27 protein-coding genes, 1 tRNA gene and 2 pseudogenes are annotated in these 23,218 nt (G+C 58.1%); 4 read left to right on the plus strand and 26 right to left on the minus strand.

Going from position 1 to position 23,218, the window contains the following annotated elements; genetic code table 11:
* Positions 1–155 precede the first annotated feature (155 nt).
* The 10 genes and pseudogenes from M1E04_RS13680 to M1E04_RS13725 form a co-directional block, all read right to left on the minus strand.
* Positions 156–1,028 (minus strand): methyl-accepting chemotaxis protein, encoded by an 873-nt coding sequence (locus tag M1E04_RS13680; RefSeq protein ID WP_455913095.1) that lies wholly within the window; start codon positions 1,026–1,028, stop codon positions 156–158.
* Positions 1,011–2,084 (minus strand): annotated as a pseudogene (locus M1E04_RS13685) (methyl-accepting chemotaxis protein); the annotation flags it as partial. The pseudogene M1E04_RS13685 and the gene M1E04_RS13680, both read right to left, overlap by 18 nt.
* Before the next feature lie 101 nt (positions 2,085–2,185).
* Positions 2,186–2,779, minus strand: a complete 594-nt coding sequence (locus M1E04_RS13690; RefSeq protein ID WP_456291509.1) for an arsinothricin resistance N-acetyltransferase ArsN1 family B — start codon at positions 2,777–2,779, stop codon at positions 2,186–2,188.
* A 7-nt stretch (positions 2,780–2,786) separates the two neighbouring features.
* Positions 2,787–3,488 (minus strand): arsenical resistance protein ArsH, encoded by a 702-nt coding sequence (gene arsH, locus M1E04_RS13695; protein ID WP_192131301.1) that lies wholly within the window; start codon positions 3,486–3,488, stop codon positions 2,787–2,789.
* An 11-nt stretch (positions 3,489–3,499) separates the two neighbouring features.
* The gene (locus tag M1E04_RS13700; RefSeq protein ID WP_369318081.1) at positions 3,500–3,970 is read right to left on the minus strand and encodes an arsenate reductase ArsC; all 471 of its coding nucleotides are present in this window, start codon (positions 3,968–3,970) and stop codon (positions 3,500–3,502) included.
* A 75-nt stretch (positions 3,971–4,045) separates the two neighbouring features.
* On the minus strand, positions 4,046–4,393 hold the full coding sequence (locus M1E04_RS13705) for a metalloregulator ArsR/SmtB family transcription factor (RefSeq protein ID WP_369318082.1): 348 nt from the start codon (positions 4,391–4,393) through the stop codon (positions 4,046–4,048).
* A 93-nt stretch (positions 4,394–4,486) separates the two neighbouring features.
* On the minus strand, positions 4,487–5,767 hold the full coding sequence (gene umuC / locus M1E04_RS13710) for a translesion error-prone DNA polymerase V subunit UmuC (RefSeq protein ID WP_456291510.1): 1,281 nt from the start codon (positions 5,765–5,767) through the stop codon (positions 4,487–4,489).
* Complete coding sequence (locus M1E04_RS13715; protein WP_456291511.1) at positions 5,754–5,885, minus strand: hypothetical protein; 132 nt, start codon at positions 5,883–5,885, stop codon at positions 5,754–5,756. The genes umuC and M1E04_RS13715 overlap by 14 nt, the downstream gene beginning before the upstream one ends.
* Positions 5,886–6,512: 627 nt before the next feature.
* Positions 6,513–6,812, minus strand: a complete 300-nt coding sequence (locus M1E04_RS13720) for an excalibur calcium-binding domain-containing protein (RefSeq protein ID WP_455913013.1) — start codon at positions 6,810–6,812, stop codon at positions 6,513–6,515.
* Between the two features lie 121 nt (positions 6,813–6,933).
* The gene (locus tag M1E04_RS13725; protein ID WP_456291512.1) at positions 6,934–8,997 is read right to left on the minus strand and encodes a hypothetical protein; all 2,064 of its coding nucleotides are present in this window, start codon (positions 8,995–8,997) and stop codon (positions 6,934–6,936) included.
* Between the two features lie 36 nt (positions 8,998–9,033).
* On the opposite strand from M1E04_RS13725, the gene M1E04_RS13730 reads away from it, so the two are divergent.
* Entirely contained in the window at positions 9,034–9,465 is a 432-nt protein-coding gene (locus M1E04_RS13730) for a hypothetical protein (protein ID WP_456291513.1), read from the plus strand.
* A gap of 71 nt (positions 9,466–9,536) precedes the next feature.
* Here M1E04_RS13730 and M1E04_RS13735 read toward each other — a convergent pair whose 3' ends face one another.
* Positions 9,537–9,770, minus strand: a complete 234-nt coding sequence (locus tag M1E04_RS13735) for a hypothetical protein (protein WP_369318088.1) — start codon at positions 9,768–9,770, stop codon at positions 9,537–9,539.
* 32 nt (positions 9,771–9,802) lie between these two features.
* Here M1E04_RS13735 and M1E04_RS13740 point away from each other — a divergent pair.
* Positions 9,803–9,958: pseudogene (locus M1E04_RS13740) on the plus strand (integrase); the annotation flags it as partial.
* A gap of 88 nt (positions 9,959–10,046) precedes the next feature.
* Here M1E04_RS13740 and M1E04_RS13745 read toward each other — a convergent pair.
* From M1E04_RS13745 to thrS, 9 genes are all read right to left on the minus strand, one after another.
* Positions 10,047–10,123 (minus strand) — tRNA-Pro (locus tag M1E04_RS13745).
* A 111-nt stretch (positions 10,124–10,234) separates the two neighbouring features.
* Complete coding sequence (locus M1E04_RS13750) at positions 10,235–10,588, minus strand: MerR family transcriptional regulator (RefSeq protein ID WP_065991534.1); 354 nt, start codon at positions 10,586–10,588, stop codon at positions 10,235–10,237.
* Entirely contained in the window at positions 10,569–10,871 is a 303-nt protein-coding gene (gene ihfA / locus M1E04_RS13755) for an integration host factor subunit alpha (RefSeq protein WP_002553164.1), read from the minus strand. The genes M1E04_RS13750 and ihfA overlap by 20 nt, the downstream gene beginning before the upstream one ends.
* Positions 10,872–10,874: 3 nt before the next feature.
* Positions 10,875–13,253, minus strand: coding sequence for a phenylalanine--tRNA ligase subunit beta (gene pheT, locus M1E04_RS13760; protein ID WP_456291514.1), 2,379 nt, complete (start codon positions 13,251–13,253; stop codon positions 10,875–10,877).
* A gap of 32 nt (positions 13,254–13,285) precedes the next feature.
* Positions 13,286–14,302 carry a phenylalanine--tRNA ligase subunit alpha gene (pheS, locus tag M1E04_RS13765; RefSeq protein WP_456291515.1) on the minus strand — a complete coding sequence of 339 codons (1,017 nt, stop codon included), beginning with the start codon at positions 14,300–14,302 and terminating at the stop codon, positions 13,286–13,288.
* Positions 14,303–14,406: 104 nt separating this feature from the next.
* Positions 14,407–14,763 carry a 50S ribosomal protein L20 gene (rplT, locus tag M1E04_RS13770; protein WP_007905879.1) on the minus strand — a complete coding sequence of 119 codons (357 nt, stop codon included), beginning with the start codon at positions 14,761–14,763 and terminating at the stop codon, positions 14,407–14,409.
* Positions 14,764–14,791: 28 nt separating this feature from the next.
* A complete protein-coding gene (rpmI, locus tag M1E04_RS13775) occupies positions 14,792–14,986 on the minus strand; it encodes a 50S ribosomal protein L35 (protein WP_003442181.1) in 195 nt (64 codons plus the stop codon).
* A 60-nt stretch (positions 14,987–15,046) separates the two neighbouring features.
* A complete protein-coding gene (gene infC / locus M1E04_RS13780) occupies positions 15,047–15,598 on the minus strand; it encodes a translation initiation factor IF-3 (protein ID WP_172613086.1) in 552 nt (183 codons plus the stop codon).
* Positions 15,598–17,520 (minus strand): threonine--tRNA ligase, encoded by a 1,923-nt coding sequence (thrS, locus tag M1E04_RS13785; RefSeq protein ID WP_192131284.1) that lies wholly within the window; start codon positions 17,518–17,520, stop codon positions 15,598–15,600. Before thrS ends, infC begins: the two co-directional genes overlap by 1 nt.
* 398 nt (positions 17,521–17,918) lie before the next feature.
* Here thrS and M1E04_RS13790 point away from each other — a divergent pair, with 398 nt between their 5' ends.
* Both M1E04_RS13790 and M1E04_RS13795 read left to right on the plus strand, forming a co-directional pair.
* A complete protein-coding gene (locus tag M1E04_RS13790) occupies positions 17,919–18,233 on the plus strand; it encodes a hypothetical protein (protein WP_065991530.1) in 315 nt (104 codons plus the stop codon).
* A gap of 297 nt (positions 18,234–18,530) precedes the next feature.
* Positions 18,531–18,743: a cold-shock protein gene (locus M1E04_RS13795; protein ID WP_065991529.1), complete on the plus strand. Its 213-nt coding sequence runs from the start codon at positions 18,531–18,533 to the stop codon at positions 18,741–18,743.
* 71 nt (positions 18,744–18,814) lie between these two features.
* On the opposite strand, the gene M1E04_RS13800 is transcribed toward M1E04_RS13795, so the two are convergent.
* From M1E04_RS13800 to M1E04_RS13825, 6 genes are all read right to left on the minus strand, one after another.
* Positions 18,815–19,156, minus strand: coding sequence for an I78 family peptidase inhibitor (locus tag M1E04_RS13800; protein WP_369318091.1), 342 nt, complete (start codon positions 19,154–19,156; stop codon positions 18,815–18,817).
* A gap of 206 nt (positions 19,157–19,362) precedes the next feature.
* Positions 19,363–19,668, minus strand: coding sequence for a hypothetical protein (locus M1E04_RS13805; RefSeq protein ID WP_065991527.1), 306 nt, complete (start codon positions 19,666–19,668; stop codon positions 19,363–19,365).
* A gap of 62 nt (positions 19,669–19,730) precedes the next feature.
* Positions 19,731–20,759, minus strand: a complete 1,029-nt coding sequence (locus M1E04_RS13810) for a nucleoside hydrolase (protein ID WP_296307734.1) — start codon at positions 20,757–20,759, stop codon at positions 19,731–19,733.
* A gap of 42 nt (positions 20,760–20,801) precedes the next feature.
* Positions 20,802–21,206, minus strand: a complete 405-nt coding sequence (gene rbsD / locus M1E04_RS13815; RefSeq protein ID WP_065991525.1) for a D-ribose pyranase — start codon at positions 21,204–21,206, stop codon at positions 20,802–20,804.
* Positions 21,203–22,135: a ribokinase gene (rbsK, locus tag M1E04_RS13820; protein WP_296307736.1), complete on the minus strand. Its 933-nt coding sequence runs from the start codon at positions 22,133–22,135 to the stop codon at positions 21,203–21,205. The genes rbsD and rbsK overlap by 4 nt, the downstream gene beginning before the upstream one ends.
* 59 nt (positions 22,136–22,194) lie before the next feature.
* Positions 22,195–23,217: a LacI family DNA-binding transcriptional regulator gene (locus M1E04_RS13825; protein ID WP_296307737.1), complete on the minus strand. Its 1,023-nt coding sequence runs from the start codon at positions 23,215–23,217 to the stop codon at positions 22,195–22,197.
* Position 23,218: the final 1 nt, after the last annotated feature.

The raw sequence follows: 23,218 nt of genomic DNA on the forward strand, positions 1-23,218 counted from the left end.
TCGCAGGAAATCTGCGCTTACAGGACAGAGGTGCATCAGGAAGGATTAGTGCCCGGTGGAAGATGAATGGCGCGTGGACACTGAGCGACGCACTGAATGCTGCGCACAAAAAAACCGCCGAAGCGGTTTCTTTTGTACAGCCGACACCGGTGGTGTCAGACCTTGAAGCGAGCCACCATGTTCTGCAGGGTGTTGCCCAGGCGTGCCAGTTCCAATGTCGAGGCAGCGCTCTGCTCCGTCGCGGTGGCGGACTGGTCGGCGACGTCACGCACACTGATGACGCTGCGATTGATTTCGTCGGTCACCGCGCTCTGCTCCTCAGCCGCGGCCGAGATTTGCTGGCTCATCTGCTCAATCGTGCCAATGGAATGCGTAATCTCTACGAGCGCTTGCTCGGCCTGACGCGCCAGCTCGACGGTGCCCTCTGTCCGCCGCATGCTGGCGTCCATCAAGCTCGACGCCTCCACGGTGCCGTGCTGGAGGGCCTGGATCAGCGCTTCGATTTCAGTGGTCGAGCTTTGTGTGCGCTGGGCCAGTGACCGGACCTCGTCGGCCACCACCGCAAAACCGCGACCCTGTTCGCCGGCACGTGCAGCTTCGATGGCGGCGTTGAGTGCGAGCAGATTGGTCTGCTCCGCAACGGCTTTGATCACGTCGATGACACTGCCGATCTTGTCGCTGTCATGGGTCAGGCGCTGCATCGCCACGCCCAACTGCCCGACTTCTCCAGACAGCTGACTGATTTCCCTGGTTGCATGCTGCACGACGGTGCTGCCATGGACCGCGCGCTCGGTGGCTTGCCGGGCTGCACGCGAAGCGTCCTCGGTGTTTTGCGCAACCTCCTGCACGGTTGAAGCCATTTCATTCATGGCCGTTGCCACCTGATCCACTTCCAGTTTCTGCTGAGTGACGCCAGCGCTGGTCTGTTCGGTCGCGGCCGACAACTCTTCGGCAGCGGTTGCGATCTGGGTAACACCCTTTCCGATACCGCCAATCAGTTCACGCAAGGAAGACGTCATGTGCTGCATGGTGTTTTGCAGCAGGCCCAGTTCGTCCTTACGGTCTGTGCCAATGTCGTAGGTCAGGTCGCCATCGGCGATGCGACGGGCAGCGATGACGCTGTCATTCAGTGGACGAGTGATCTGACGAGTGATCAGTGCCGCGGCGAGAACACCCAGTAACAGCACCACTAACGCGACACTGAACAACTGGATGATCGCATTGCTCTTTTCATTGTTTGCTGCAACCACCTGGGAGGCCATCAAGTCATCGACCCTCTTAAGGGTGTCGGTTGTCAGCTTTTGTAACGCGTCGCGTATCTGGTCATTTTGTTGCAGCATCTGCGAGATGGTCGCCATGTTCTCCTTGTACTGGCGAAGCGCAACAAGCGAGGTATCGACTGCTGAATTTGACTGCGCGGGGAGCTGGCTTCGGGCCGCAGCCACCTGGCTAAGCAGCGCGTCGGCTGTCGCGAAAGTGGCCTGGCGATTGTCTGGGGTAGGAATGCTCAAGTAACGACGGAATACCAGGCGGAAGTTGGTCATACCATTGCGCAGGTCGCCTGCAATTTTCACATGGTCGATACCGGCCTGGTCTGGCGAGTTCGAAGCATCGTCCAGCGTCTTCTGCAGCAAGCTCTCGAAGGTCGCGCTCACTTCATCGGAGACCTTGATCAACGGCTTCATCGCCTCATCGATCTTCTGGTTGTTACTGACCAACTGATCGAAGGTTTTCTTGAGTTCTGCTGCCTGATTATCGATCGCCTTGAGCATCTCCACGTTTTTGGCGACGGTCAGGATCTGCAAGCCTTTATCGATGGTGCCGTTCAATGACGCAAGGGCTGCGCTATAAGCCTCTGCAGCGCTGGCACTGGGGCTGGCGGCATAAGCTTGCGACGCCACTTTAACGTCGAGCATATCGGCTTTCACTTCAGCGACCCTGGCTGCTTTCTCCAGTCGCTTGATCAGCAGGTCCGCGCTGCCATAACCAATCCCGGTCACCACCAGAACGCCCAGCAGAATGGCACCGAAGCCCAAGCCGAGCTTCTTGCCTACTTTCAAATTATCCAACCAGTTGGATTTCATCGCCTTTAACCTTTGATTTTTTCGTAATGCTCTGTTATCGACTCCTTAGTTGAAAAGTTAATCAAAAGGATCATCGTTAAAACTGATGATTGAGTTCGAATTTATCTATCGATCCAAGTGCGACCCATAGCGGACAAGCAGATATTCAGTTCCGGGTACGGGCTGATTTCGCCTGGCGGGGATGGGCTCGTGCTCAGCTCACGGTGCCAATAGCCAACGTCGTGCCAGCGACCGAGTTTATAACCGACATTCGGGTAAGTGCCGATGTGCCGGAAACCGAGCAGTTCATGCAGCGCAACGCTGCCGGGATTAGGCTGAGATATGCCGGCATAGGCGGAACGGAAGCCCTGGCGGGCCAGAATCGGCAGCAACGCTTCATACAGCGCACGGCCCACGCCGGTTCTACGTTCGCGCTCGCCGATGTAGACCGTAACATCGACCGCCCAACGATAAGCTGCGCGGGCCCTGTGCTGGCTGGCATAGGCGTACCCGACCACGCGGCCATCCCGAACCGCAACCAGATAGGGGTAGGTTTGCAACGTTGCGGCCATGCGCAGCTGCATCTCTTCGACGCCGGGCGGCGTATCTTCGAACGAGATCGCAGTCCCGGCTACCACCGGTGCATAGATAGCCTGGATCGATGCCGCATCTTCCCGTCGCGCCGTTCGGATTTCAATTTCAGTTTCAATCGTCATCAGGACCTCAAATCGAGCGCTGATTCACGCGAGCCATGAGCTGTTCCGCCGTTTCCTTGCGTTCAGAATAGCGGTCCACCAGCTCAACCTGGCGGTCACGCAAAAGGACGGTGAACTTGACCAGCTCTTCCATCACGTCAACGACACGGTCGTAATACGCGGAAGGCTTCATCCGGCCGGCCTCGTCGAACTCCATGTAGGCCTTCGGCACCGAGGACTGATTGGGGATGGTGACCATCCGCATCCAGCGCCCCAGTACGCGCAGCTGATTAACGACATTGAAGGACTGTGAGCCGCCACACACCTGCATGACCGCCAGGGTTTTACCCTGCGTGGGGCGAACGGCTCCGAGTTCGAGTGGAATCCAGTCGATCTGAGCCTTGAACACAGCCGACATCGCACCGTGCCGCTCGGGTGAACACCAGACCTGGCCCTCAGACCACAGCACCAGTTCGCGCAGTTCCTCGACCTTGGGATGATCCACCGTAGCGTCATCCGGCAGAGGCAATCCAGAGGGATTAAACAAACGCGTCTCTGCACCGAGATACTCCAGCAGACGAGCAGCTTCCTCCGTCAACAGACGGCTGAACGAGCGCTCCCGGGTCGACCCGTAAAGCAGGAGGATGCGTGGTTTGTCGTCACTCAGGCGGGACGCGGCCTGCATGCCGTCGAAGAGTGAGCGGTCGAGGTTGGGGACTTGCTCTTGCATATGTCCTCCTGTCAAAGACCGCCGATACGATCAAGCTCGCGCTTGAGCTCATCGCGACTGAGGGTGCTGAAAGGAAGCGTGATAAACGCTCTGCAGCGTTCCTCGATCCGGGCGAGCGTTGCGCGGAAAGCCGCCTCAACTGTCGCGTCATCCCCCTTCACGTCGGATGGATCTTCCAGGCCCCAGTGGGACTTGAGCGCCGGGCCAAAATACACCGGGCAGCTCTCGTTCGCCGCTTTGTCACAGACGGTAATGACGATATCTGGCAGGTTGTCCGCGAAGGCTTCGTTGCCCTTGCTGCTCAAGCCGTCTATGGCAATACCAGCTTGCTGAAGCGTGGTGAGGCTGCGCGGCAACACCTGCCCTTTCGGAAAGCTTCCGGAACTGACTGCCTCAAAGCCTGGCGGCGCAAAGTGATTGAACATGGCTTCCGAGAGGATGCTACGGCAGCTATTAGCCGTGCACATGAAGAGTACTCGCATGGATTTTTTCCTCCGGCGTTAGCGATAAACCGATGCCGGCGTAATGCCCAGGCACCGAGGGTGAACGGCGAAACGTCAGCAGCAGGAAACATCCCGAATGGGCCGCTCCTCCATGCTCAGCAAGCGGTGCGCGCTGTGGCGCAGCCACTCGGTGTTGGCATTCAGTGTTATCAGCAACATCTCTCTCACCCACGCGGGAAGGTGCGGATTCAGGCGGTAATAAACCCACTGCCCTTGGCGGCGATCCAGCAATACTCCGCTGCTGCGCAGCTGGGCAAGGTGCCGGCTGATCTTCGGCTGGCTGTCTTCAAGAGCGAACATGAGTTCGCACACGCAGAGTTCGCCTTGGCTGGCGATCAGGAGGGTGGCGCGGGCGCGTGTCTCATCGGCCAGGCTTTTAAATACGTCGGGTGGAGTGATCATCGTGGACACTGTCGTATGCAAGTAACCGAATATACGGATATCCATATATTCAACGCAAGTCTGCGGTTGCGACAGACTTCGGCCGCGTAGATCCTAATTGCACCTCACGATCCACAGCTGGCCGATTTTCGTCGTGAAGCTCTGACTCATCAGATCCCGCCGCATGGCCCACTCAGGGGCAGATGGCACACTTGCCGCGCGTAACGTTCCCCGCCCCCACTTGGCATTGATCTCGTCCAGCACGTTCATCACCTTCTCGGCTTCCACGGGCTGCGAATGGGCAAACAGGTCGTCGGTAAATTCGCCGGGCTTGCGCAGATCCATCAGAAGGACCTCGGCCTTGCTGTATTTGAAGCCTGCCCGGAATAGCCGGTTGACCGCCTCTGTCGCAGCCTTCGTCATCAGGCGCACGTCATTGGTGGGATACGGCAATTCGACCATCGCCCCGTTGGCGTATTTGGCCTCCTCGGGATTGAACATCCCCGTACGAATGCTGACCCGGATTCTCTTGCACAGCGAGTTCTGTGCCCGGAGCTTTTCCGCAGCGCGCTGGGTGTAGGTGGCGACGGCTTCTCTGATGGGCTCAATCGTTGTCAAACGGCTGCCAAACATTCGGCTGCAGCAGATCTCCTGCTTCGGCGGATCGGCCTCCCCCAACTCCAGGCATGGAGTGCCGGACAACTCGCGCGCAGTCTTCTCGATCACAACGCTGAATTTCTGCCGCAGCGTCCAGGGATCGGCCTTCGCCAGATCCATCGCGGTCTTGATCCCCATGGCTTCGAGGTGGGCCTTCATGCGCTTGCCCACGCCCCAGACCTCGCCGACGTCCGTGTTGCGCAACGTCCAGTCACGGTTGAACGGATCGCAGATATCGACTACCCCGCCGGTCTTCGCCAGCAAGCGTTTTGCCGTGTGATTGGCGAGCTTTGCCAGTGTTTTGGTGCGGGCTATGCCCACGCCCACCGGAATGCCGGTACGCTTGTAGATCGTCGCCCGAATCTGCCTGCCGAACGCCGTCAGGTCGCCGGGGATGCCAGACAGGTCAGCGAAGGCCTCGTCGATGCTGTACACCTCCAGCGCGGGGACCATCGATTCGATGATGCTCATGACCCGCTCGCTCATGTCGCCATACAGCGCGTAATTGCTGCTGAACGCGATCACACCGTCTCGGCGCAACTGGTCCTTGATCTGAAAGTAAGGCGCACCCATTTTCACGAAGGGCTTCGCGTCATAGCTTCGGGCAATCACGCAGCCGTCGTTATTCGATAGCACCACGATGGGCGTTTTGGCGAGGTCAGGCCGAAAGACACGCTCGCAACTGGCATAAAAGCTGTTGCAGTCGATCAGCGCAAAGACGGGCTCAGGCTTGGTCATGGTCGCGAACGCTGTATTTCGCCACGGTCCAGATCACCCGCTCGGCCGGTACGTGATACGCGTTGAAACGCAGCTTTTCGCCGCAGGCCGAGAGTGGGCCAAGAACAGTGACGCTCATGATGCAAGCTTTGCCTTGAAAAACTGTATGTATATACAGTTAACGTTTTAGCCCGCCGGAGGTCAATGTTCTGCGCAGGGAATTTCGACGGGTGACCGCAGGCGCGGACGCTACTCGATTGACGAGATGATGGATCACTACCCCGAGGAGCTTGCGCCAGAGCAGTTGGTCGTTAATGGACACGAGTTTTGGCTGCTCAAGCTTACGACGTTGCGCCGGCGGCTCGTGTTGAGGGTATGACGATGTGCGGCACGCCGGCGGAACAGTTCGCTGGGTTCGAAGTGTGACGGAAGTGGGAAATGTGAGGAATCAGGGGTTGCAAATGCAAGTCAAACTTACACCTATAGGGAGAACACGATGAAATCTGGGATGCTGGCTTTACTGGTCATTGCAGTCGCTACGCTGTCGGGGTGTAACCACTTTAGCCAGGGCGATTATCGGGGCATACACAGAGCCGGAACCATTCCTTGCAACGGCACACCGCCGAATCAGCCAGGATGTTATTGAAGGCACACGTCCCCGATGTACGTCTGAGCAGCGCTCATAACTAATTCCAAGCGCGGCTCAGACCTTCCTTATGCCGTTATCTGCGACATCCATGATGGCGGTCAGTTGGAGGACTCGGCCTCACCGACACCATTGGGATTCGCAGGGAATGCCGTCGCTGTCACCGTCCATTTCAGTATTCGGGCAATTTTGCAGAAAGCTGTTGGCTTCGGCACAAGACGTCATCTGGGAGCAATACTTGCGGCCGTCGCACTTGAAGGTGGCAAGTTGAACCGTTGTGGTGGATGAAACGTCGGATGCGACTGACCTGGCGGTACTGGGAGGCGCCAGCGCGCTGCTTGCCCATCGTTTGACGACTGGAGAAGTTGCCGCAACAAACGCTGCCAGGGCGAGCAGCACCGCGAAAAAAATCCGTTTCACTTCTTTCTCCTTGGCCCCACACGGCGGGGCCCAAAGTAAACAGTCCCGCCACAGGCCCACCCGCAAGCAGGACTTAGTGCGAAGGGCCAGACGTAGAAGCTCCGCGCTGGATCCCCTTGGGTCAGTGCCCGCTCGGAAACGATTGGTCCGGGGTGCCAGGCGCCGGTTCGAGCAGCATCATGGTGCCAAGCGGGTTCGTCGAGATGACCGGGAATCGAGCCTTGAACAATGCGTCACCGACGTCGATGTAGGTGATGGTGCCTTCCTTCACCCCAAGGTAAACGCATTTCACCGTGTCATGCAGCGCTCTGTCGACGAGCTTGTCGAGGTATTGCTGCAGTATCGTCTCGACGAGCCCCGGTCCTTTCAGCGGGGAAGGTATACCCAGCTCGGCAGAATAAATCGCCTGACGCTGGGAAAGGATAAGGCAATTTCGGCCACGATAAGTACTGCGCATGAAGCTCAGCTCATCAACAACCGTCGCGTCTTTCGCCGTCTTCAAAGAGGAAAGATTTCGCTCGGATGAAGCGAATAGACCCTGGCTCGCGGAAATGAATGTAAGGGTCCCCAGCGAGAAAAACATCAGAAACGGCAGCGTCAATATTGCGGAAGACAGTCGGGTGGTGCGCTTCGATACCGCGCGCAACGTCTGGTCCGCCAGGATGGCGCTGATCAAGATAGCCGGCCATGCAACCAGCACCAGGCAAAACACGTGCGACCTGCCCTGGAAGTACGTGAACAGGCCAAGCCCAAGCAGCGCTGAACAGAACAGGACATCATTAACACTGCGGTCATGACCTCGCGCCCATCCAGAAAGCGCTGTCACTACCCCCGCTATGTATATGGCCAACACCGCTTGCCACGGATCGGGCACGAGCGGCATCGGTATCATGCCGAAGCCCGTCATGTAGAAGATTTTCTGATAGGCAAGCACATCGCCGAGATCCAGTGGGCCCCCTGCCTTGATACGCATGACCACGAAACACGCAAGGACAGTGCACACGGCCACGACACTGAACAAGGCCGCCGTGAGTGTGCCTTGCAAAAACGCTCGTCTCGCAATAATTGGCTTTACAAAAAGAGTGGCGCCGATGGAAATCATCACGGGAATACCGGTGTCGATGTTCCAGAATATCGACAAGCCTGCGACGACGCCCAGTGCGCACAACTTAGCCCTGCCGGGATTCGCTGAATTGGAAGCGAAGAGCAGCAGTGCCACTGCTGGCCAGAAAAATCTGATCGGATAGTACTGAACGTAAATATCTTCAACGATACCGTTCAGGTACATGAACAGGCTGGTTGCGATAAGTATTGTGAGAAACGCCATCAGCGCTATCAGCCGGGATCTTACGTATTTGATGACGATCGCTGCAACGGCGAACAGTGCCATCGCATGCAGGATGGCGAAGAACACCGTCACCGAAAGTACGGAGACGCCGACAAGCTTGAATATCGGCGAAATAATCTCGGGATAAAATCCATATTGCGACGGCAGGTCAGCAATCAATGTGGCGCCATGAGCAACCTGGTTGATGGGATACATCACCGCATCGAGATGGACTGACCAAACGGGGGAGACAGTAACTGCATTAACCGACGCGATTCGGTAAGGCAGTATCTGCAACGCGATTGCGATGGCGGCAAGCATCCACCACCCTGCGGCCGTCCAGCGACCATACGAAGCGGGCAACGGCTTCTTCCACACCATAACGATGAGCGACAGGCATAAAGCGACACCTATCAACTCGCGTTTGTGGCTTTTCATCCAGGGTGTTGAAAAGAAAAATATGTCGAGGAAATCCGAATACCAGAACAACAGACAAAGAAACGAGGCAGCCACAAAGGGCAGGACCACATCAATCGCCAATTGCACTCTTCGCGGTGCAGACCTGTTCATGCGGCCCATGCCGCAGACCCAGAACCAACCCACCAGCATGATCGGCGCCAGCGCTGCCAGCGTCACGAAGACGGTGCGTTCCACAGGCTCAGGCGCGACAACATAGGGATTCCCAAGTCGGTCATGAACCAGGACCTGGTCAGGCGTCGGCAGCGTTATCAACCCATTGGCGAAAAACCACACGATAACTGTGAGCACGGCTATCGCCAGCGAAAGGCATACGATCAGTATCAGGTTCTTTGAAACGATGTCGTCAGACGACGGGACACCTGCATCCTTGGCTAACATCGTCAACTCCGTGCCTCCCCAAAAATTTGGCGTATTGTGCCGCAGTACCGCGGAATCATCATATTTTTCACTGCAGTCACGGCAGTCTTCATCCTGACTCAGGTCTGGCATGCGAGGGTTGCGCCGGAAGAGGAAAAGAAGGAACGGGAGCGAAAGCTTGAAGGCATCGCCTTCATCATGGGTCTCGGCACGCCAAAGATGGTTGATGACACGAGTCGTCTCAACTCCGTCACCTACAAAGACGGCACGATGCGGGTGTCCTACACACTCACACAGCTAGCAATGGGCGATATTGACGTTGCAGATTTTACGACCCGAGCAAAAGCTGTAGCGGTCGAGCAATCCTGCGCAAGAGAAGGTCTGGGACTTTTTGTGAAGTCCGGGCTGGTCCTGGTCTATATATTCAAGGAATCAAGCAACTCGCTGATAGTCAACGTGCAGGTCAGCAAATCGGACTGCATCCAATGACATGCGGTTGGGACGGCGCCTGATTGGGTCACCGGAGTATCGCCATGCTCGAACACTATTGGTTGGCTCAATTATCCAAGCCAACCGAAAGTGCCAATCCAGCTCAGAACATGCATGGTTGTCGCAAACCGCTCCTTCCCGAAGACGAATGGAGGAACGCCGAAGACCAGCGCGAAAATCCCAAATACGGAACCAATCCACCAGGCCCCATAGAAGACAGAGCCGACGCAGAGCACTAAAGCAAACAATGCGCCCAACGCCGAAAACTTTCGATCCCTAGCCTGTTCACCGTAACGCTCGAACATCAATCACCTCAAATCCGTTTGTTGACCAGTGGCTGTCACTGCACTTGTACAAGAAAGCCATGGAGGATGGGCAGACGATGGTCGGTCACGCCAGCGAGGAGATGACCAAAAACTACCAGAAGGAGCACGCCGAGGTGATCTGGTCGGAGGCCATTCCAGACCTCGATATCAGCGAAATCGCCGGATAGTTTTGCGCCGGTTTTGCGCGTGTTTTGCGCAAGCCAGAAATGAAAAAGGGAATCAAACCGGTAAGTGGCTGATTCCCTTTACAAAATATGGTCGGGACGGAGTGATTCGAACACTCGACCCCTAGCACCCCATGCTAGTGCGCTACCGGACTGCGCTACGCCCCGACTAGGCGTTACTCACTGCTACTTCTGTGTTGCGGGTTCTTGCGAAAGCGTCGAGGAATATACCCTAAGCTTTTGAATGATGGAAGTATTTCGGCTCACCGCGCGAAATTGCTAACGCAGCACGACCAAGACATCCTCCAGCTCCACAATCATCTGTTTGATCAGCTGCTTGTACTGCAGCGAATCATCCTTGACCTCATCGCTGGACATGCGCAAACGCGCGCCGCCAATGGTGAAGCCCTGATCGTAAAGCAACGCACGGATCTGACGGATCATCAGCACGTCCTGTCGCTGATAATACCGGCGGTTTCCGCGGCGCTTGACCGGGTTGAGTTGAGGAAACTCCTGCTCCCAATAACGCAGAACGTGCGGTTTGACCGCGCAGAGCTCGCTGACTTCACCAATGGTGAAGTAGCGTTTGCCGGGGATAGGCGGTAGCTCGTCGTTATGACTTGGTTCCAGCATAAGCCTCAACTCGGGCCTTCAGTTTCTGCCCTGGGCGAAAGGTGACCACACGGCGAGCGGTAATCGGGATTTCTTCCCCTGTCTTGGGGTTCCGGCCCGGTCGCTGGCGTTTATCGCGCAGATCAAAATTGCCGAATCCGGACAATTTGACCTGCTCGTTATCTTCCAGAGCGTGCCTGATTTCCTCAAAGAACAGCTCGACCAGTTCCTTGGCTTCTCGTTTGTTCAGGCCTAGCTCTTCGTACAGACGTTCGGCCATCTCAGCTTTCGTCAGAGCCCCCATACGCTACATCCTTAACGTGGCGTTTAACCTTGCCTCTAGCGAGGTGAGAATTTGCTGCGTCGAAGCGTTTACCTCATCGTCGGTAAGAGTGCGCGATGGATGTTGCCAGGTCAAGCCGACTGCAAGGCTTTTTCTAAGCGGATCAATGCCTTTACCCTGGTAAACATCAAACAGCCTGAGGTCTGTGAGCCATTCCCCTGCATTCTCACGAATAACGTCCAGCACGGCAGTCGCCGAAACTTCACGATCGGCCAGCAGCGCCAGGTCGCGACGCACTTCCGGGAAGCGTGAAAGCTCGTGGAATTTTGGCAGGCGCCCAACGGCAACCTCCGCCAGCACCAGTTCAAAAACGAACACCGGACGATCAAGCCCCAGGGTCTTCGACAGTTCCGGGTGCAGCGCGCCGATGTAGCCGACTTCTCGCCCGTCACGCTCGATACGCGCGGTCTGCCCCGGGTGCAACGCGGGATGGCTTCCGGGTACGAAACGGAAATCATCCTGCGCACCGGCGAAGCCCAGTACTGCCTCGACGTCAGCCTTGACGTCGAAGAAGTCGACGACATCGCGGCCCTGCGCCCAACCCTCCGGCAGACGGCTGCCACAGATCACACCGGCCAGCATGGGCTCTTGTTTCAGGCCTTCCAGTTGACCGACGAATCGCAGGCCGCTTTCGAACAGGCGCACGCGATCCTGCTGGCGATTGAGGTTATGTTGCAGCGACTTCACCAGACCCGGCCACAGGGATGAACGCATCGCCGACATGTCAGCCGAGATCGGATTGGCCAGCAACAGCGGCTCAACACCCGGGCTGAACAGCTCGAACCATTTCTGATCGATGAAGCTGTAGGTGATTGCTTCCTGATAACCGCGAGCTACCAACAGACGACGCAAGGCCGGCAGATCGCTCTGGGCTTCGGCACGCGGTTGCGGGGCCAGACGCGCCTGCGGGTAACGAACCGGCAGACGGTTGTAACCGTGAAGGCGGGCCAGTTCCTCGATCAGATCGACTTCGAGGGTGATATCAAAGCGATGACTTGGCACTTCGACGCGCCATTGCTCGCTGGCGTGAGGCGCGACGGTGAGACCGAGCGCGGTCAGCAGCCGCTCGATTTCCGCGGCGTCCATCTTCATGCCCAGCATCTGCTCGATACGCTCGGCACGCAGAATGATCGGCTCAACCGAAGGCAAGTGCTGATCACTGACGTTCTCGATGACCGGACCGGCTTCACCGCCCGTGATTTCCAGGAGCAGGCCAGTGGCACGCTCCATGGCTTCGCGGGCCAGTTGCCAGTCAACGCCGCGTTCATAGCGATGGGACGCGTCGGTGTGCAGACCATACGAACGCGCCTTGCCGGCAACGGCAATCTGATCGAAAAAGGCGCTTTCAAGGAAGATATCGCGGGTCGTCGCCGACACGCCGCTGTGCTCGCCACCCATGACACCGGCGATGGCCAGGGCACGCTGGTGGTCGGCAATGACCAGGGTATCAGCGCGCAGGCTGACTTCCTGACCATCCAGAAGCACGAGCTTCTCGCCCTCCTCCGCCATGCGCACGCGAATGCCGCCATTGATTTCGGCAAGGTCGAACGCATGCAGTGGCTGGCCCAGCTCAAGCATCACATAGTTGGTGATGTCGACTACTGCGTCGATGCTGCGGACATCCGAGCGACGCAGGCGCTCAACCATCCACAACGGCGTAGGCCGTGACAGGTCGACATTACGAATCACACGGCCCAGGTAACGTGGGCATGCCGCAGACGCGATCACGTCCACCGGACGCACTTCATCGTGCACGGCGGGAACCACTGCAACCTGCGGACGCGTCACGACTGCGTCATAGAGCGCACCCACTTCACGGGCAAGACCCGCGACCGACAGGCAGTCGCCACGGTTGGGCGTCAGATCGACTTCGATGCTCGCGTCGTCCAGCTCCAGATAAACGCGCACATCCTGGCCCACTGGCGCATCGGCCGGCAGCTCCATGAGGCCGTCATTGCCCTCGCCCACCTGCAACTCGGCTTGTGAGCACAACATGCCGTTGGACTCGACGCCCCGCAGCTTGGCTTTCTTGATTTTGAAGTCGCCCGGCAATGCGGCGCCGATCATGGCAAACGGGATCTTCAAACCGGGACGCACGTTTGGCGCGCCACACACAACCTGAAAAGTCTCGGCACCGTTGCTCACCTGGCAAACGCGCAGCTTGTCCGCGTCCGGGTGCTGCTCGGTGCTCAGCACCTCGCCCACCACAACACCGCTGAAAACGCCCGCTGCCGGGGTGACGCTGTCTACTTCAAGGCCGGCCATCGACAGACGAGCAACCAGCTCGTCGCGGGATACTTGCGGGCTAACCCAGCCGCGCAGCCATTGTTCACTGAATTTCATCCTGCTCTCCTAAAGAATTCGTTACGGGCGACCTAGCGAAATTGCGCGAGGAACCGCAAGTCGTTGTCGAAGAACAGGCGCAAGTCGTTGACGCCATAACGCAGCATCGCCAGACGCTCTACGCCCATGCCGAAGGCGAAGCCCTGGAATTCTTCCGGATCGATGCCCGACATGCGCAGCACGTTCGGGTGGACCATGCCGCAGCCCATGACTTCAAGCCAGCCGGTCTGTTTGCAGACGCGGCAGCCTTTGCCGCTGCACATCACGCATTCCATGTCGACTTCAGCCGAAGGCTCGGTGAACGGGAAATACGAGGGACGGAAACGCACTGCCAGCTCTTTTTCAAAGAACACGCGCAGGAATTCCTCGATGGTGCCTTTCAGGTCGGCGAAGTTGATATCGCGGTCGACCAGCAGGCCTTCGACCTGATGGAACATCGGGGAATGGGTGATATCGGAGTCACTGCGATACACACGGCCGGGGCAGACGATGCGGATCGGAGGCTTCTGCGATTCCATGGTGCGGACCTGAACCGGCGAGGTATGGGTGCGCAGCAGCATGTTCGCATTGAAATAGAAGGTGTCGTGCATCGACCGGGCCGGGTGATGGCCTGGGATGTTGAGCGCTTCGAAGTTGTGATAATCGTCTTCGACCTCAGGGCCTTCGGCAATGCCGTAGCCAATGTGGGTGAAGAACTGCTCGATTCGTTCCAGAGTGCGGGTAACCGGATGCAGACCGCCAGTGGTCTGGCCACGGCCCGGCAAGGTCACGTCAATGGATTCGGCCGCGAGTTTGGCTGCAAGATCAGCCTCCTCGAACGATGCCTTGCGCGCATTGAGAACCTCTGTGACACGCTCCTTGGCTTCGTTGATCAGCGCCCCGACTTTCGGCCGCTCTTCAGCAGGCAGATTTCCCAGGGTCTTCATCACCTGAGTCAATTCGCCCTTCTTGCCAAGGTACAGAACCCGGATTTGCTCCAGGGCATTGATATCTTCGGCGCTTTGCACAGCCTCAAGTGCTTGAGAGACCAGCGCGTCCAGGTTTTCCATGTACAGACTCCAGATACAAAATAGGGGAAGAGCTTACAAGGCTCTTCCCCTATTTATGACGTTTAACACCGAACCCCGAACGGGGTCCGGTGATTGCCGGGGACTTAGGCCAAAGTGGCTTTAGCTTTCTCGACAATCGCAGCAAACGCCGCTTTTTCGTTCACTGCCAGATCAGCCAGAACCTTGCGGTCGATCTCGATCGACGCTTTTTTCAGGCCAGCGATGAAACGGCTGTAGGACAGACCGTTGATACGCGCACCAGCGTTGATACGAGCGATCCACAGAGCGCGGAACTGACGTTTTTTCTGACGACGGTCACGGTAGGCGTATTGGCCAGCCTTGATTACCGCTTGCTTGGCAACACGGAATACGCGTGAACGCGCGCCGTAGTAGCCTTTAGCAAGTTTCAGAATTTTTTTGTGACGCTTACGGGCAATGACGCCACGCTTTACACGAGCCATGAGTTAATTCCTCTGTTCTTGATCAAAATTAGCAAAGGCGCAGCATGCGCTTGACTTTTGCCACGTCGGACGGATGCAGCAAGCTGCTTCCACGCAATTGACGCTTACGCTTTGTCGACATTTTGGTCAGGATGTGGCTCTTGAAAGCGTGCTTGTGCTTGATGCCATTCGCGGTTTTCAAAAACCGTTTAGCTGCACCACTTTTAGTCTTCATCTTTGGCATGTTCGGATACTCCGCATTCAGTTGATAAACATAACCGCAAGGCCTGCCGTGCCCTGGTGGTTATTTCTTCTTTTTCGGGGCGATGACCATGATCAGCTGGCGTCCTTCCATCTTAGGATGCTGTTCGACCGAGCCGTATTCGAGCAGGTCAGCTTCAACCCGCTTCAACAGCTCCATCCCCAGCTCCTGGTGGGCCATCTCACGACCGCGAAATCTCAAGGAAATCTTGGCCCTGTCCCCGTCACTCAGGAAACGTACCAGGTTGCGTAGTTTTACCTGGTAATCCCCTTCCTCCGTCCCTGGACGAAACTTGATTTCTTTAACCTGGATCTGCTTCTGATTCTTCTTGGCGGCAGCAACCTGCTTCTTCTTCTCGAAGATCGATTTGCCGTAGTCCATCAGTTTGCAAACAGGGGGTACTGCATCGGCGGAAATTTCCACCAGATCCAGCTTGGCCTCTTCAGCCTTAAGAAGCGCGTCTTCAATTGACACAATCCCAAGCTGCTCACCCTCAGCCCCAATTAAACGAACCTCACGTGCCGAGATATTCTCGTTGATCGGGGCTTTCGGTGCAGCTCGTTTATCTTGTCTCATTTCACGCTTAATAATAATTACTCCGAATCTTGGCGACCACGCCGGGAAACCGCTTGTGCAAGGAACTCCGAGAACTGGGCGACCGGCATCGAGCCAAGGTCTGCGCCTTCACGTGTACGCACAGCGACAGTTTGTGTTTCAACCTCCCGATCCCCAATCACCAGGAGATACGGAATTTTGAGCAACGTATGCTCGCGGATTTTAAAGCCGATCTTTTCATTTCTCAAGTCGGACTTGGCACGGAATCCGCTTTGCGCCAATGTTTTTTCCACCTCAAGGGCAAAATCAGCCTGTTTATCAGTGATATTCATGATCACTGCTTGAGTTGGAGCAAGCCACGCCGGGAAGGCGCCTTCGTAATGCTCGATCAGAATTCCGATGAAGCGCTCGAAGGAGCCAAGGATTGCGCGGTGCAACATGACCGGGTGCTTGCGACCGTTGTCTTCCGACACGAATTCGGCGCCCAGACGGATCGGCAGGTTGAAATCGAGCTGCAGAGTACCGCATTGCCAGACGCGACCCAAGCAATCCTTGAGAGAAAATTCAATCTTCGGACCGTAGAATGCGCCCTCGCCCGGCTGCAGATCGTACGGCAGACCAGCGCTGTCAAGGGCTGCAGCCAGTGCGGACTCGGCGCGATCCCACAATTCATCGGAACCGACACGCTTCTCCGGACGGGTCGAGAGCTTCATTTCGATGTCTTTGAAACCGAAATCGGCGTAAACGGCCATGGTCAGCTTGATGAACGCAGCGGATTCAGCCTGCATCTGCTCTTCGGTGCAGAAGATGTGCGCGTCGTCCTGAGTGAACGCCCGCACGCGCATGATGCCGTGCAGCGCACCCGAGGGCTCGTTGCGGTGGCAAGCGCCGAATTCGGCCAGACGCAGCGGCAACTCGCGGTAGCTTTTCAGGCCCTGATTGAATACCTGTACGTGGCACGGGCAGTTCATCGGCTTGATGGCGTAGTCGCGGTTTTCCGACTCGGTGGTGAACATGTTCTCGGCGTAGTTGGCCCAGTGGCCGGACTTCTCCCACAGCGAGCGGTCGACAACCTGAGGCGTCTTGATCTCGAGGTAGCCGTTCTCGCGCTGGGTCTTGCGCATGTACTGCTCGAGAACCTGGTAAAGCGTCCAGCCGTTCGGGTGCCAGAAGACCATGCCCGGCGCTTCTTCCTGGGTATGGAACAGGCCCAGACGCTTGCCGATCTTGCGATGATCGCGTTTTTCGGCTTCTTCGATGCGCTGAATGTAAGCAGCCAGCTGCTTCTTGTCGGCCCACGCCGTGCCATAAACGCGCTGCAACTGCTCGTTCTTGGCATCGCCACGCCAGTAGGCGCCGGACAACTTGGTCAACTTGAACGACTTCAGAAAACGCGTATTCGGCACGTGCGGACCACGGCACATGTCGACGTATTCTTCGTGGTAGTACAGGCCCATCGCCTGCTCGTTCGGCATGTCTTCGACCAGACGCAGCTTGTAGTCTTCGCCGCGGGACGTGAACACCTCGATCACTTCCGCGCGCGGCGTGACCTTCTTGATGACGTCGTAATCCTTTTCGATGAGCTGCTGCATGCGCTGCTCGATCGCCGCCATGTCGTCCGGGGTGAAAGGACGCTCGTAGGCAATGTCGTAATAGAAGCCATCATCGATGACCGGGCCGATGACCATCCTGGCAGTCGGATAGAGCTGCTTGACGGCATGGCCCACCAAGTGCGCGCAGGAGTGACGAATGATCTCCAGGCCTTCCTGATCTTTGGGGGTGATGATTTGCAGGCTCGCATCGGTATCGATGATGTCGCTGGCATCAACCAGTTGACCATTGACCTTGCCGGCCACGGTGGCTTTGGCCAGGCCTGCGCCAATGGAGGCTGCGACCTCGGCAACGGATACCGGGTGATCGAAAGAACGTTGACTGCCGTCGGGAAGAGTAATAGTTGGCATGGCGCCTCCTCTCCTAGTGGTGACCCCTACCAAAGGTCACGTGGGTGGGATAGAGCCAGTACGCGATTCGGTGGTATGCCTGCCTCACAGTGGCAGGAGCCCGAAGGCCAACCTGAAGACCGAACCAGAGTGACTGGAACTTACGAAATCGACAGACTTGCAGCAGGGCAACCGGGCCCCGCGAGACGCGAGCTAATCTGCAGGCGCGCATGCTATCACAGGGTGACGGCAGGGTCAGCTAAACGGTAGAGGGCGGCTTATGCCTGACGGCAACCGCATCGGGCGTTGCCAGGTCCACGGAACTGGTGCGCATTGAAGGCCTCAGATTATCGGTAGTACACGTTCAAGGCCTGAAACCTCAACGGCCCAACGACAAAACCGACATAAAGGAATCCACCATGAAGCTTCTACGCGTTGCCGCCCTCCTCGCCCCGCTGGCCCTGACCCTGCCCCTCAGCGCTCACGCCGCGATGGACGCGAAGACCAAGACCAGCTACATGAATGAATGCACCACCGCAGCCACCCAGAGCAATCCGTCCATGGACGCCAGTGCAGTCAAAGCGCACTGCGAGTGCGGCGCTCAGCAGATCAACCAGAACTTCTCGGACAAAGAGATCGCGTCGCTGAATGACAAAACGACGCCTCCCAGTACCGATATGACCTCTCGCCTGCAGGCTGCAGTGAGTAAAAACTGCCTGAGCGGCAAAAAATAAAAAATTTACATTTCCTTGATGCCCCCGACCGGGGCGTAAAGGAATGCCCATGGGGCGATGCCCTGAAGACCGCGAATTCAGCGGGTTTCAGGGCCAATGGAAGGGTTGACGGCCACACGTGCCAATGGGGTTGAAAAGGCCCGAAGTGCCCATTTGGGGCGTTATATCGAAGATGTTGACCCAAAGTTCTAATTGAAAAAGTCCAGCATTCACACAATTCGACTATGATAGCGCTCGTGTGCCCAGTTGGCCTGAGCAACACAGCACTACTGAAAATTATGTTCCTGGAGATACACCATGTCTAATCGCCAATCCGGCACCGTAAAATGGTTCAACGATGAAAAAGGCTTCGGCTTCATCACCCCACAGGGTGGCGGCGACGACCTTTTCGTACATTTCAAAGCCATTGAATCCGACGGTTTCAAAAGCTTGAAAGAAGGCCAGACTGTTTCCTTCGTGGCTGAGAAAGGCCAAAAGGGCATGCAAGCTGCTCAGGTTCGCGCGGAGTAATCCCAGCGATCTGAAAAAACCCCGTCACTGACGGGGTTTTTTTATGCCTGCGATTTCATCTTGCGGTGACGTTACCCGCAATTGACGCGGTTGACCTTCCCGGAATCATCGGTGTTCAGGTTCAGACGGTCCGAGCGGTATTCCAGTGTCACGATGTCGTTGGGCCCGAGCACTCTGGCTGTCTGCGCGCCAGCCTTGGCCTTCGCCTGATCCAGCAATGCCGCTGAAGCTGGCTTGCCGACGGCGAACTGCACCGCTGCCGCATCACAACGGGCATAGCCACCAGCGGAACTGACCGGGGAACTGGCAGCGCCGCTGTCCTCAGGCTGGCTCGAAGACTCCGACGTGCTGCTGCAACCGGCCAGCAGCGCTGCAGCGAGCACCAGACCCGATGATGCGTATTTCCAGGGCATACAACCTCCTAACATTTATTCAAAGCTGAACCTCTGCGACAGCGGTCGAGCGGCTTCGTTTCGCCGCGTCCGGGCCAGGCCACGCAAGCGCGCCCCGTCGCAGGCAGCGCAGGAGTCTGCCCCAGGCATCGTCTGCCGGGCGCAATCAATCGTGACAAAACGTTAAAGCCGTGCCCGCAGGACGCGCTGCACAGGACGAGCGCGACTCAATAGACGTCGACGTAGTCCGTGGTGGGGTTGGCCCAGTTATCGCGAAGGGCGTTGTAGATCTGCGTCACCCAGACCGCATCGCTGGCCGCTACCGGGCCGACGCACCCTGACCCGGCAGCCCAGGTTTCCAGGCGAAACAGCAGTCCGCCGATGTCCACGCCGCCCACCGCGTCGCTGGAGATCCAGGCATGGCCGTCGCGACTGACGCGCAACTGATTGTGCACGCCATCCCGCGCCGCCGCGATCATTTGCCGGACCGCGTCGTGGGTAAAGGAAACGGGGTTATTGAGATCGATAGACATGGTGTGCACTCTGGTTGCTCTGCGCCACGTAGCGGGATGCCACGGGGCGCAGCACGGCTGATTTACTTCAAAAGGCCGAGGCGCTGGGTCAGCAGGTCAAAAAAGCCCTGGGCATCGCCATTTTCCACCCAGAACACATTTTTGTTCTGCGCGAGGGTGTCGTACCAGTCGGCAATGGTCTGGCCATGGGTGACGCCTTCACGGTTGTCGATCACCAGATTGACTTGCCGGCCGCTGAACAGCTCCGGCTTGATCAGCCAGGCGATCACGCTCGCATCGTGTACCGGCCCGCCGGGCAGGCCGTAATGGACCATGTCAGCCTTGACGTACTCGTTGAGAATGTCGCTGACCAGCTTGCCGGCCTTATTGTTCAGGCCATCGATCTGCTTGAGCCGCGCTTCGCTGGTAAGAATCTTGTGGGTGACGTCCAGCGGTACATAGGTCAGCTTCACACCGCTGGCCAGCACCACCTTCGCCGCATCGGGGTCGGCGTAGATATTGAACTCGGCCACCGGGGTAATATTGCCGCCGTTGAAATGGGCGCCGCCCATGACCACGACTTCCTTGATGCCCTGGGTGATCTCCGGCGCCTGAATCAGTGCAAGCGCCAGGTTGGTCTGTGGCCCGAGCATGGCGATGGTGACGCTGTGGGGCGCAGCTTTCTTCAGGGTGTCGACCAGGTATTGCACGGCATTGCCTTCAGCCAGCGGCTGCTTCGGCTCATGCACTTCTACGCCCGGCAGGCCTTCCTTGCCGTGGATGTTCTCGGCGTAGATCGGCGTGCGCACCAGCGGCCGGCCTGCACCGGCGTACACCGGCACCTCTTCGCGACCGGCCCATTCCCGTGCCAGCCGGGCATTGCGCGAGGTCTTGTCGATGCGCACGTTGCCCGCCACGGTGGTGATCGCCATGACATTGAGTTCTTGCGGCGACGCCAGCGCGAGCAGCAAGGCAACAACGTCGTCAGCGCCCGGGTCAGTGTCGATGATCACGTCGCGCTTTTCGGCGGCATGCACCGACGTGGCAGATAAAATGGCCAACAGCGCGGCACTCCTGATCAGTCCGGTGAAAAAATGATGATGCGTCTTCATGGGAACTCCTTGTTCCTGACTGCTCAATCGGAAAGATGAGCGTTAAAAAACCACACCCGCTACCAGCGCGATGTTGGTATACGGCTGGCATTCGCCGGTGCGGATGATAGCCCGCGCGCCACGGCTGAGGTGTTTCAGCGCGTCATGACTCATCAGGCGTCGCTCGCCCAGCTCGCCCGAGGCGTGCAATGCAGTGACGGTGGCCAAGGCGGGCGGCTGTTTCGACAGCATCTCTTCGGCAAGGACATGACTCTCGACCTGCATTTCAGTCAGCACCACGTTCAGCACGCTGACGAAGTCAGGCACACCGTGGGTCAGCGCCAGATCAATAAGTTCGACGCCCGCGGGCACAGGCATCCCCGCATCGACGATCATCAGAATGTCGCCGTGCCCGAGGGACGCGATGGCGCGGGACAAGGCGATGTTAAGCAGTGGCGTTTTTTTCATGATGAATGCCCTTGTGCTGCAGAGGCCTGAACCTCGGCAAACGTAGGAATGGAAGGCTGCGCGCCGGACCGGGTCACAGACAGCGCCGCCGCGACCTGACCGAAGCGAATGGCTTCAGATTCAGACTTGCCATCGGCCAACGCCGCTGCAAAACCGCCGACAAAGGTATCGCCTGCCGCCGTGGTGTCAACGGGCTGGACCTTGGGCGCCGGGAAGTGCTCGGAGCGCGATTTGCCGGCAAACAAGGCGCCCTGCTCGCCCAGCGTGACGATGACTTTGCTGACGCCCGCCGCGAGCAACGCCGAGGCGGCGGCGTCTGCGCTGGCGGTGCTGTCCACGGGCAGACCGGTCAATGCGCTGGCTTCGCTTTCATTGGGGATCAGGTAGTCGATCCAGGCGAACCATTCGGCCGGCAGCGGACCCGTGGCCGGTGCGGGGTTGAGGATGACGGTCTTGCCCAGTTCGTGGCCGCGCTTGAGGACGTGGCCGACGGTGTCCAGCGGCACTTCAAGCTGGCAGATGATGACTTCGGCCTGGGACAGCAAGGCATCGAAGCTGTCCACCACGGAGGCGGTGACGTGGCCATTGCCACCGGCAACGATGACGATGGCATTCTGGCTGCTGTCATCGACGACGATCAACGCGACGCCGGTGGACTCTCCGGCGATGCGGGTCACTGCCTGACAGTCGATGCCTTCGGCCAGCAGCGCGGAGCGAAGTTGTTCGCCGTAAGCGTCATCGCCGACGCAGCCGACCATGGCGACACTGGCGCCCAGTCGCGCCGCCGCAACGGCCTGATTGGCACCCTTGCCGCCCGGCACGGTGACGAACGACTGCCCCGCCAGGGTTTCTCCGGCGCGCGGCAAACGCGGCGCGCGCGTCACCAGGTCCATGTTCAGGCTGCCCACTATCACTACTTTTGCTTGCATGACGTTTACTCTTCAGAACGCTTTCAGAACACTGTTTTGGACCGGGCAACGCGCCCGGCTCAACGAAGCTGGGTGAATGCCCGGGGTGGAGGCGCGGTGGATTCGCGCAGCACAATGCTCGGTGCAACGATCAGGTGTTCGACAGGGGTTTCGCCCCGCGCCGAGATCCGCCGCAGCAGCACTTCGGCCGCGCGCTCGCCCAGTTGCAGAATGGATTGGCCCACGGTGGTGAGGGCCGGGTAAACGTATTGGCTCATCTGGATGTCGTCGAAGCCAATGACCGACAGATCCACCGGGACCCGTACGTTACGTTCGGCAGCGGCGCGCAACACACCGATGCCGACCATGTCGTTGGCCGCAAAAATCGCCGTCGGCGGATCCTGCTCCAGCAGTTTGACCGCTGCGCAATAGCCACTGTGGCCGGTGAAATCGCTTTCCACCACCCAGCTTTCCGGGACGTCGACCGCGGCTTCCTGCATTGCACGGTAATACCCCGCCAGCCGCATCTTCGCCACGCTGGTCTGGACCGGGCCGCAAATACAGGCGATGTGCCGGTGGCCGAGGGACAGCAAATGGGACGTCGCCAGATAAGCGCCGAGCTCGTGATCGATGCGCACCAGATCAGCCGTGACGCCGTCCAGGTCGCGGTCGACGATGACCAGAGGTGTGCGCACCGCCGACAAACCCTCAAGGACGCTGTCACCGCCGCCTACCGACGACACGATCAGGCCGTCGACACGTTTCTCCAGGAGCACGCGCAGGTAGCTGCGCTGCTTGTCGGGATTGTCATCGGAATTGCAGAGGATCACGCAGAAGCCGTTACGCTCGCAGTAATCCTCGATGCCCCGAGCCAGCTCGGCGAAATACGGGTTGATGCCGTTGGGAATCAACAGACCGATGGTCGCCGTGGCCTTGGCCTTCAGCGACCGCGCAACGGCGCTGGGCACGTAGTCGAGCTGCACGATGGCGGCCTCGACCTTCTTGCGCACGGCTTCGCTGACCGGTCGGGTGCGGTTAAGGACATGGGACACCGTGGTGTAGGAAATCCCGGCAATCGCCGCTACGTCCTTGATGGTTGCCATG

It is taken from the genome of Pseudomonas sp. AK106, from assembly GCF_053903055.1.

Bases quoted from the DNA above. Each gene is read 5' to 3' on its own strand.
- M1E04_RS13680 (WP_455913095.1), bottom strand. From the start codon at position 1,028: ATGCAGCACATGACGTCTTCCTTGCGTGAACTGATTGGCGGTATCGGA.
- M1E04_RS13690 (WP_456291509.1), bottom strand. From the start codon at position 2,779: ATGACGATTGAAACTGAAATTGAAATCCGAACGGCGCGACGGGAAGAT.
- arsH (WP_192131301.1), bottom strand. From the start codon at position 3,488: ATGCAAGAGCAAGTCCCCAACCTCGACCGCTCACTCTTCGACGGCATG.
- M1E04_RS13700 (WP_369318081.1), bottom strand. From the start codon at position 3,970: ATGCGAGTACTCTTCATGTGCACGGCTAATAGCTGCCGTAGCATCCTC.
- M1E04_RS13705 (WP_369318082.1), bottom strand. From the start codon at position 4,393: ATGATCACTCCACCCGACGTATTTAAAAGCCTGGCCGATGAGACACGC.
- umuC (WP_456291510.1), bottom strand. From the start codon at position 5,767: ATGACCAAGCCTGAGCCCGTCTTTGCGCTGATCGACTGCAACAGCTTT.
- M1E04_RS13715 (WP_456291511.1), bottom strand. From the start codon at position 5,885: ATGAGCGTCACTGTTCTTGGCCCACTCTCGGCCTGCGGCGAAAAGCTG.
- M1E04_RS13725 (WP_456291512.1), bottom strand. From the start codon at position 8,997: ATGTTAGCCAAGGATGCAGGTGTCCCGTCGTCTGACGACATCGTTTCA.
- M1E04_RS13735 (WP_369318088.1), bottom strand. From the start codon at position 9,770: ATGTTCGAGCGTTACGGTGAACAGGCTAGGGATCGAAAGTTTTCGGCG.
- M1E04_RS13750 (WP_065991534.1), bottom strand. From the start codon at position 10,588: ATGCTGGAACCAAGTCATAACGACGAGCTACCGCCTATCCCCGGCAAA.
- ihfA (WP_002553164.1), bottom strand. From the start codon at position 10,871: ATGGGGGCTCTGACGAAAGCTGAGATGGCCGAACGTCTGTACGAAGAG.
- pheT (WP_456291514.1), bottom strand. From the start codon at position 13,253: ATGAAATTCAGTGAACAATGGCTGCGCGGCTGGGTTAGCCCGCAAGTA.
- pheS (WP_456291515.1), bottom strand. From the start codon at position 14,302: ATGGAAAACCTGGACGCGCTGGTCTCTCAAGCACTTGAGGCTGTGCAA.
- rplT (WP_007905879.1), bottom strand. From the start codon at position 14,763: ATGGCTCGTGTAAAGCGTGGCGTCATTGCCCGTAAGCGTCACAAAAAA.
- rpmI (WP_003442181.1), bottom strand. From the start codon at position 14,986: ATGCCAAAGATGAAGACTAAAAGTGGTGCAGCTAAACGGTTTTTGAAA.
- thrS (WP_192131284.1), bottom strand. From the start codon at position 17,520: ATGCCAACTATTACTCTTCCCGACGGCAGTCAACGTTCTTTCGATCAC.
- M1E04_RS13790 (WP_065991530.1), top strand. From the start codon at position 17,919: ATGAAGCTTCTACGCGTTGCCGCCCTCCTCGCCCCGCTGGCCCTGACC.
- M1E04_RS13795 (WP_065991529.1), top strand. From the start codon at position 18,531: ATGTCTAATCGCCAATCCGGCACCGTAAAATGGTTCAACGATGAAAAA.
- M1E04_RS13800 (WP_369318091.1), bottom strand. From the start codon at position 19,156: ATGCCCTGGAAATACGCATCATCGGGTCTGGTGCTCGCTGCAGCGCTG.
- M1E04_RS13805 (WP_065991527.1), bottom strand. From the start codon at position 19,668: ATGTCTATCGATCTCAATAACCCCGTTTCCTTTACCCACGACGCGGTC.
- M1E04_RS13810 (WP_296307734.1), bottom strand. From the start codon at position 20,759: ATGAAGACGCATCATCATTTTTTCACCGGACTGATCAGGAGTGCCGCG.
- rbsD (WP_065991525.1), bottom strand. From the start codon at position 21,206: ATGAAAAAAACGCCACTGCTTAACATCGCCTTGTCCCGCGCCATCGCG.
- rbsK (WP_296307736.1), bottom strand. From the start codon at position 22,135: ATGCAAGCAAAAGTAGTGATAGTGGGCAGCCTGAACATGGACCTGGTG.
- M1E04_RS13825 (WP_296307737.1), bottom strand. From the start codon at position 23,217: ATGGCAACCATCAAGGACGTAGCGGCGATTGCCGGGATTTCCTACACC.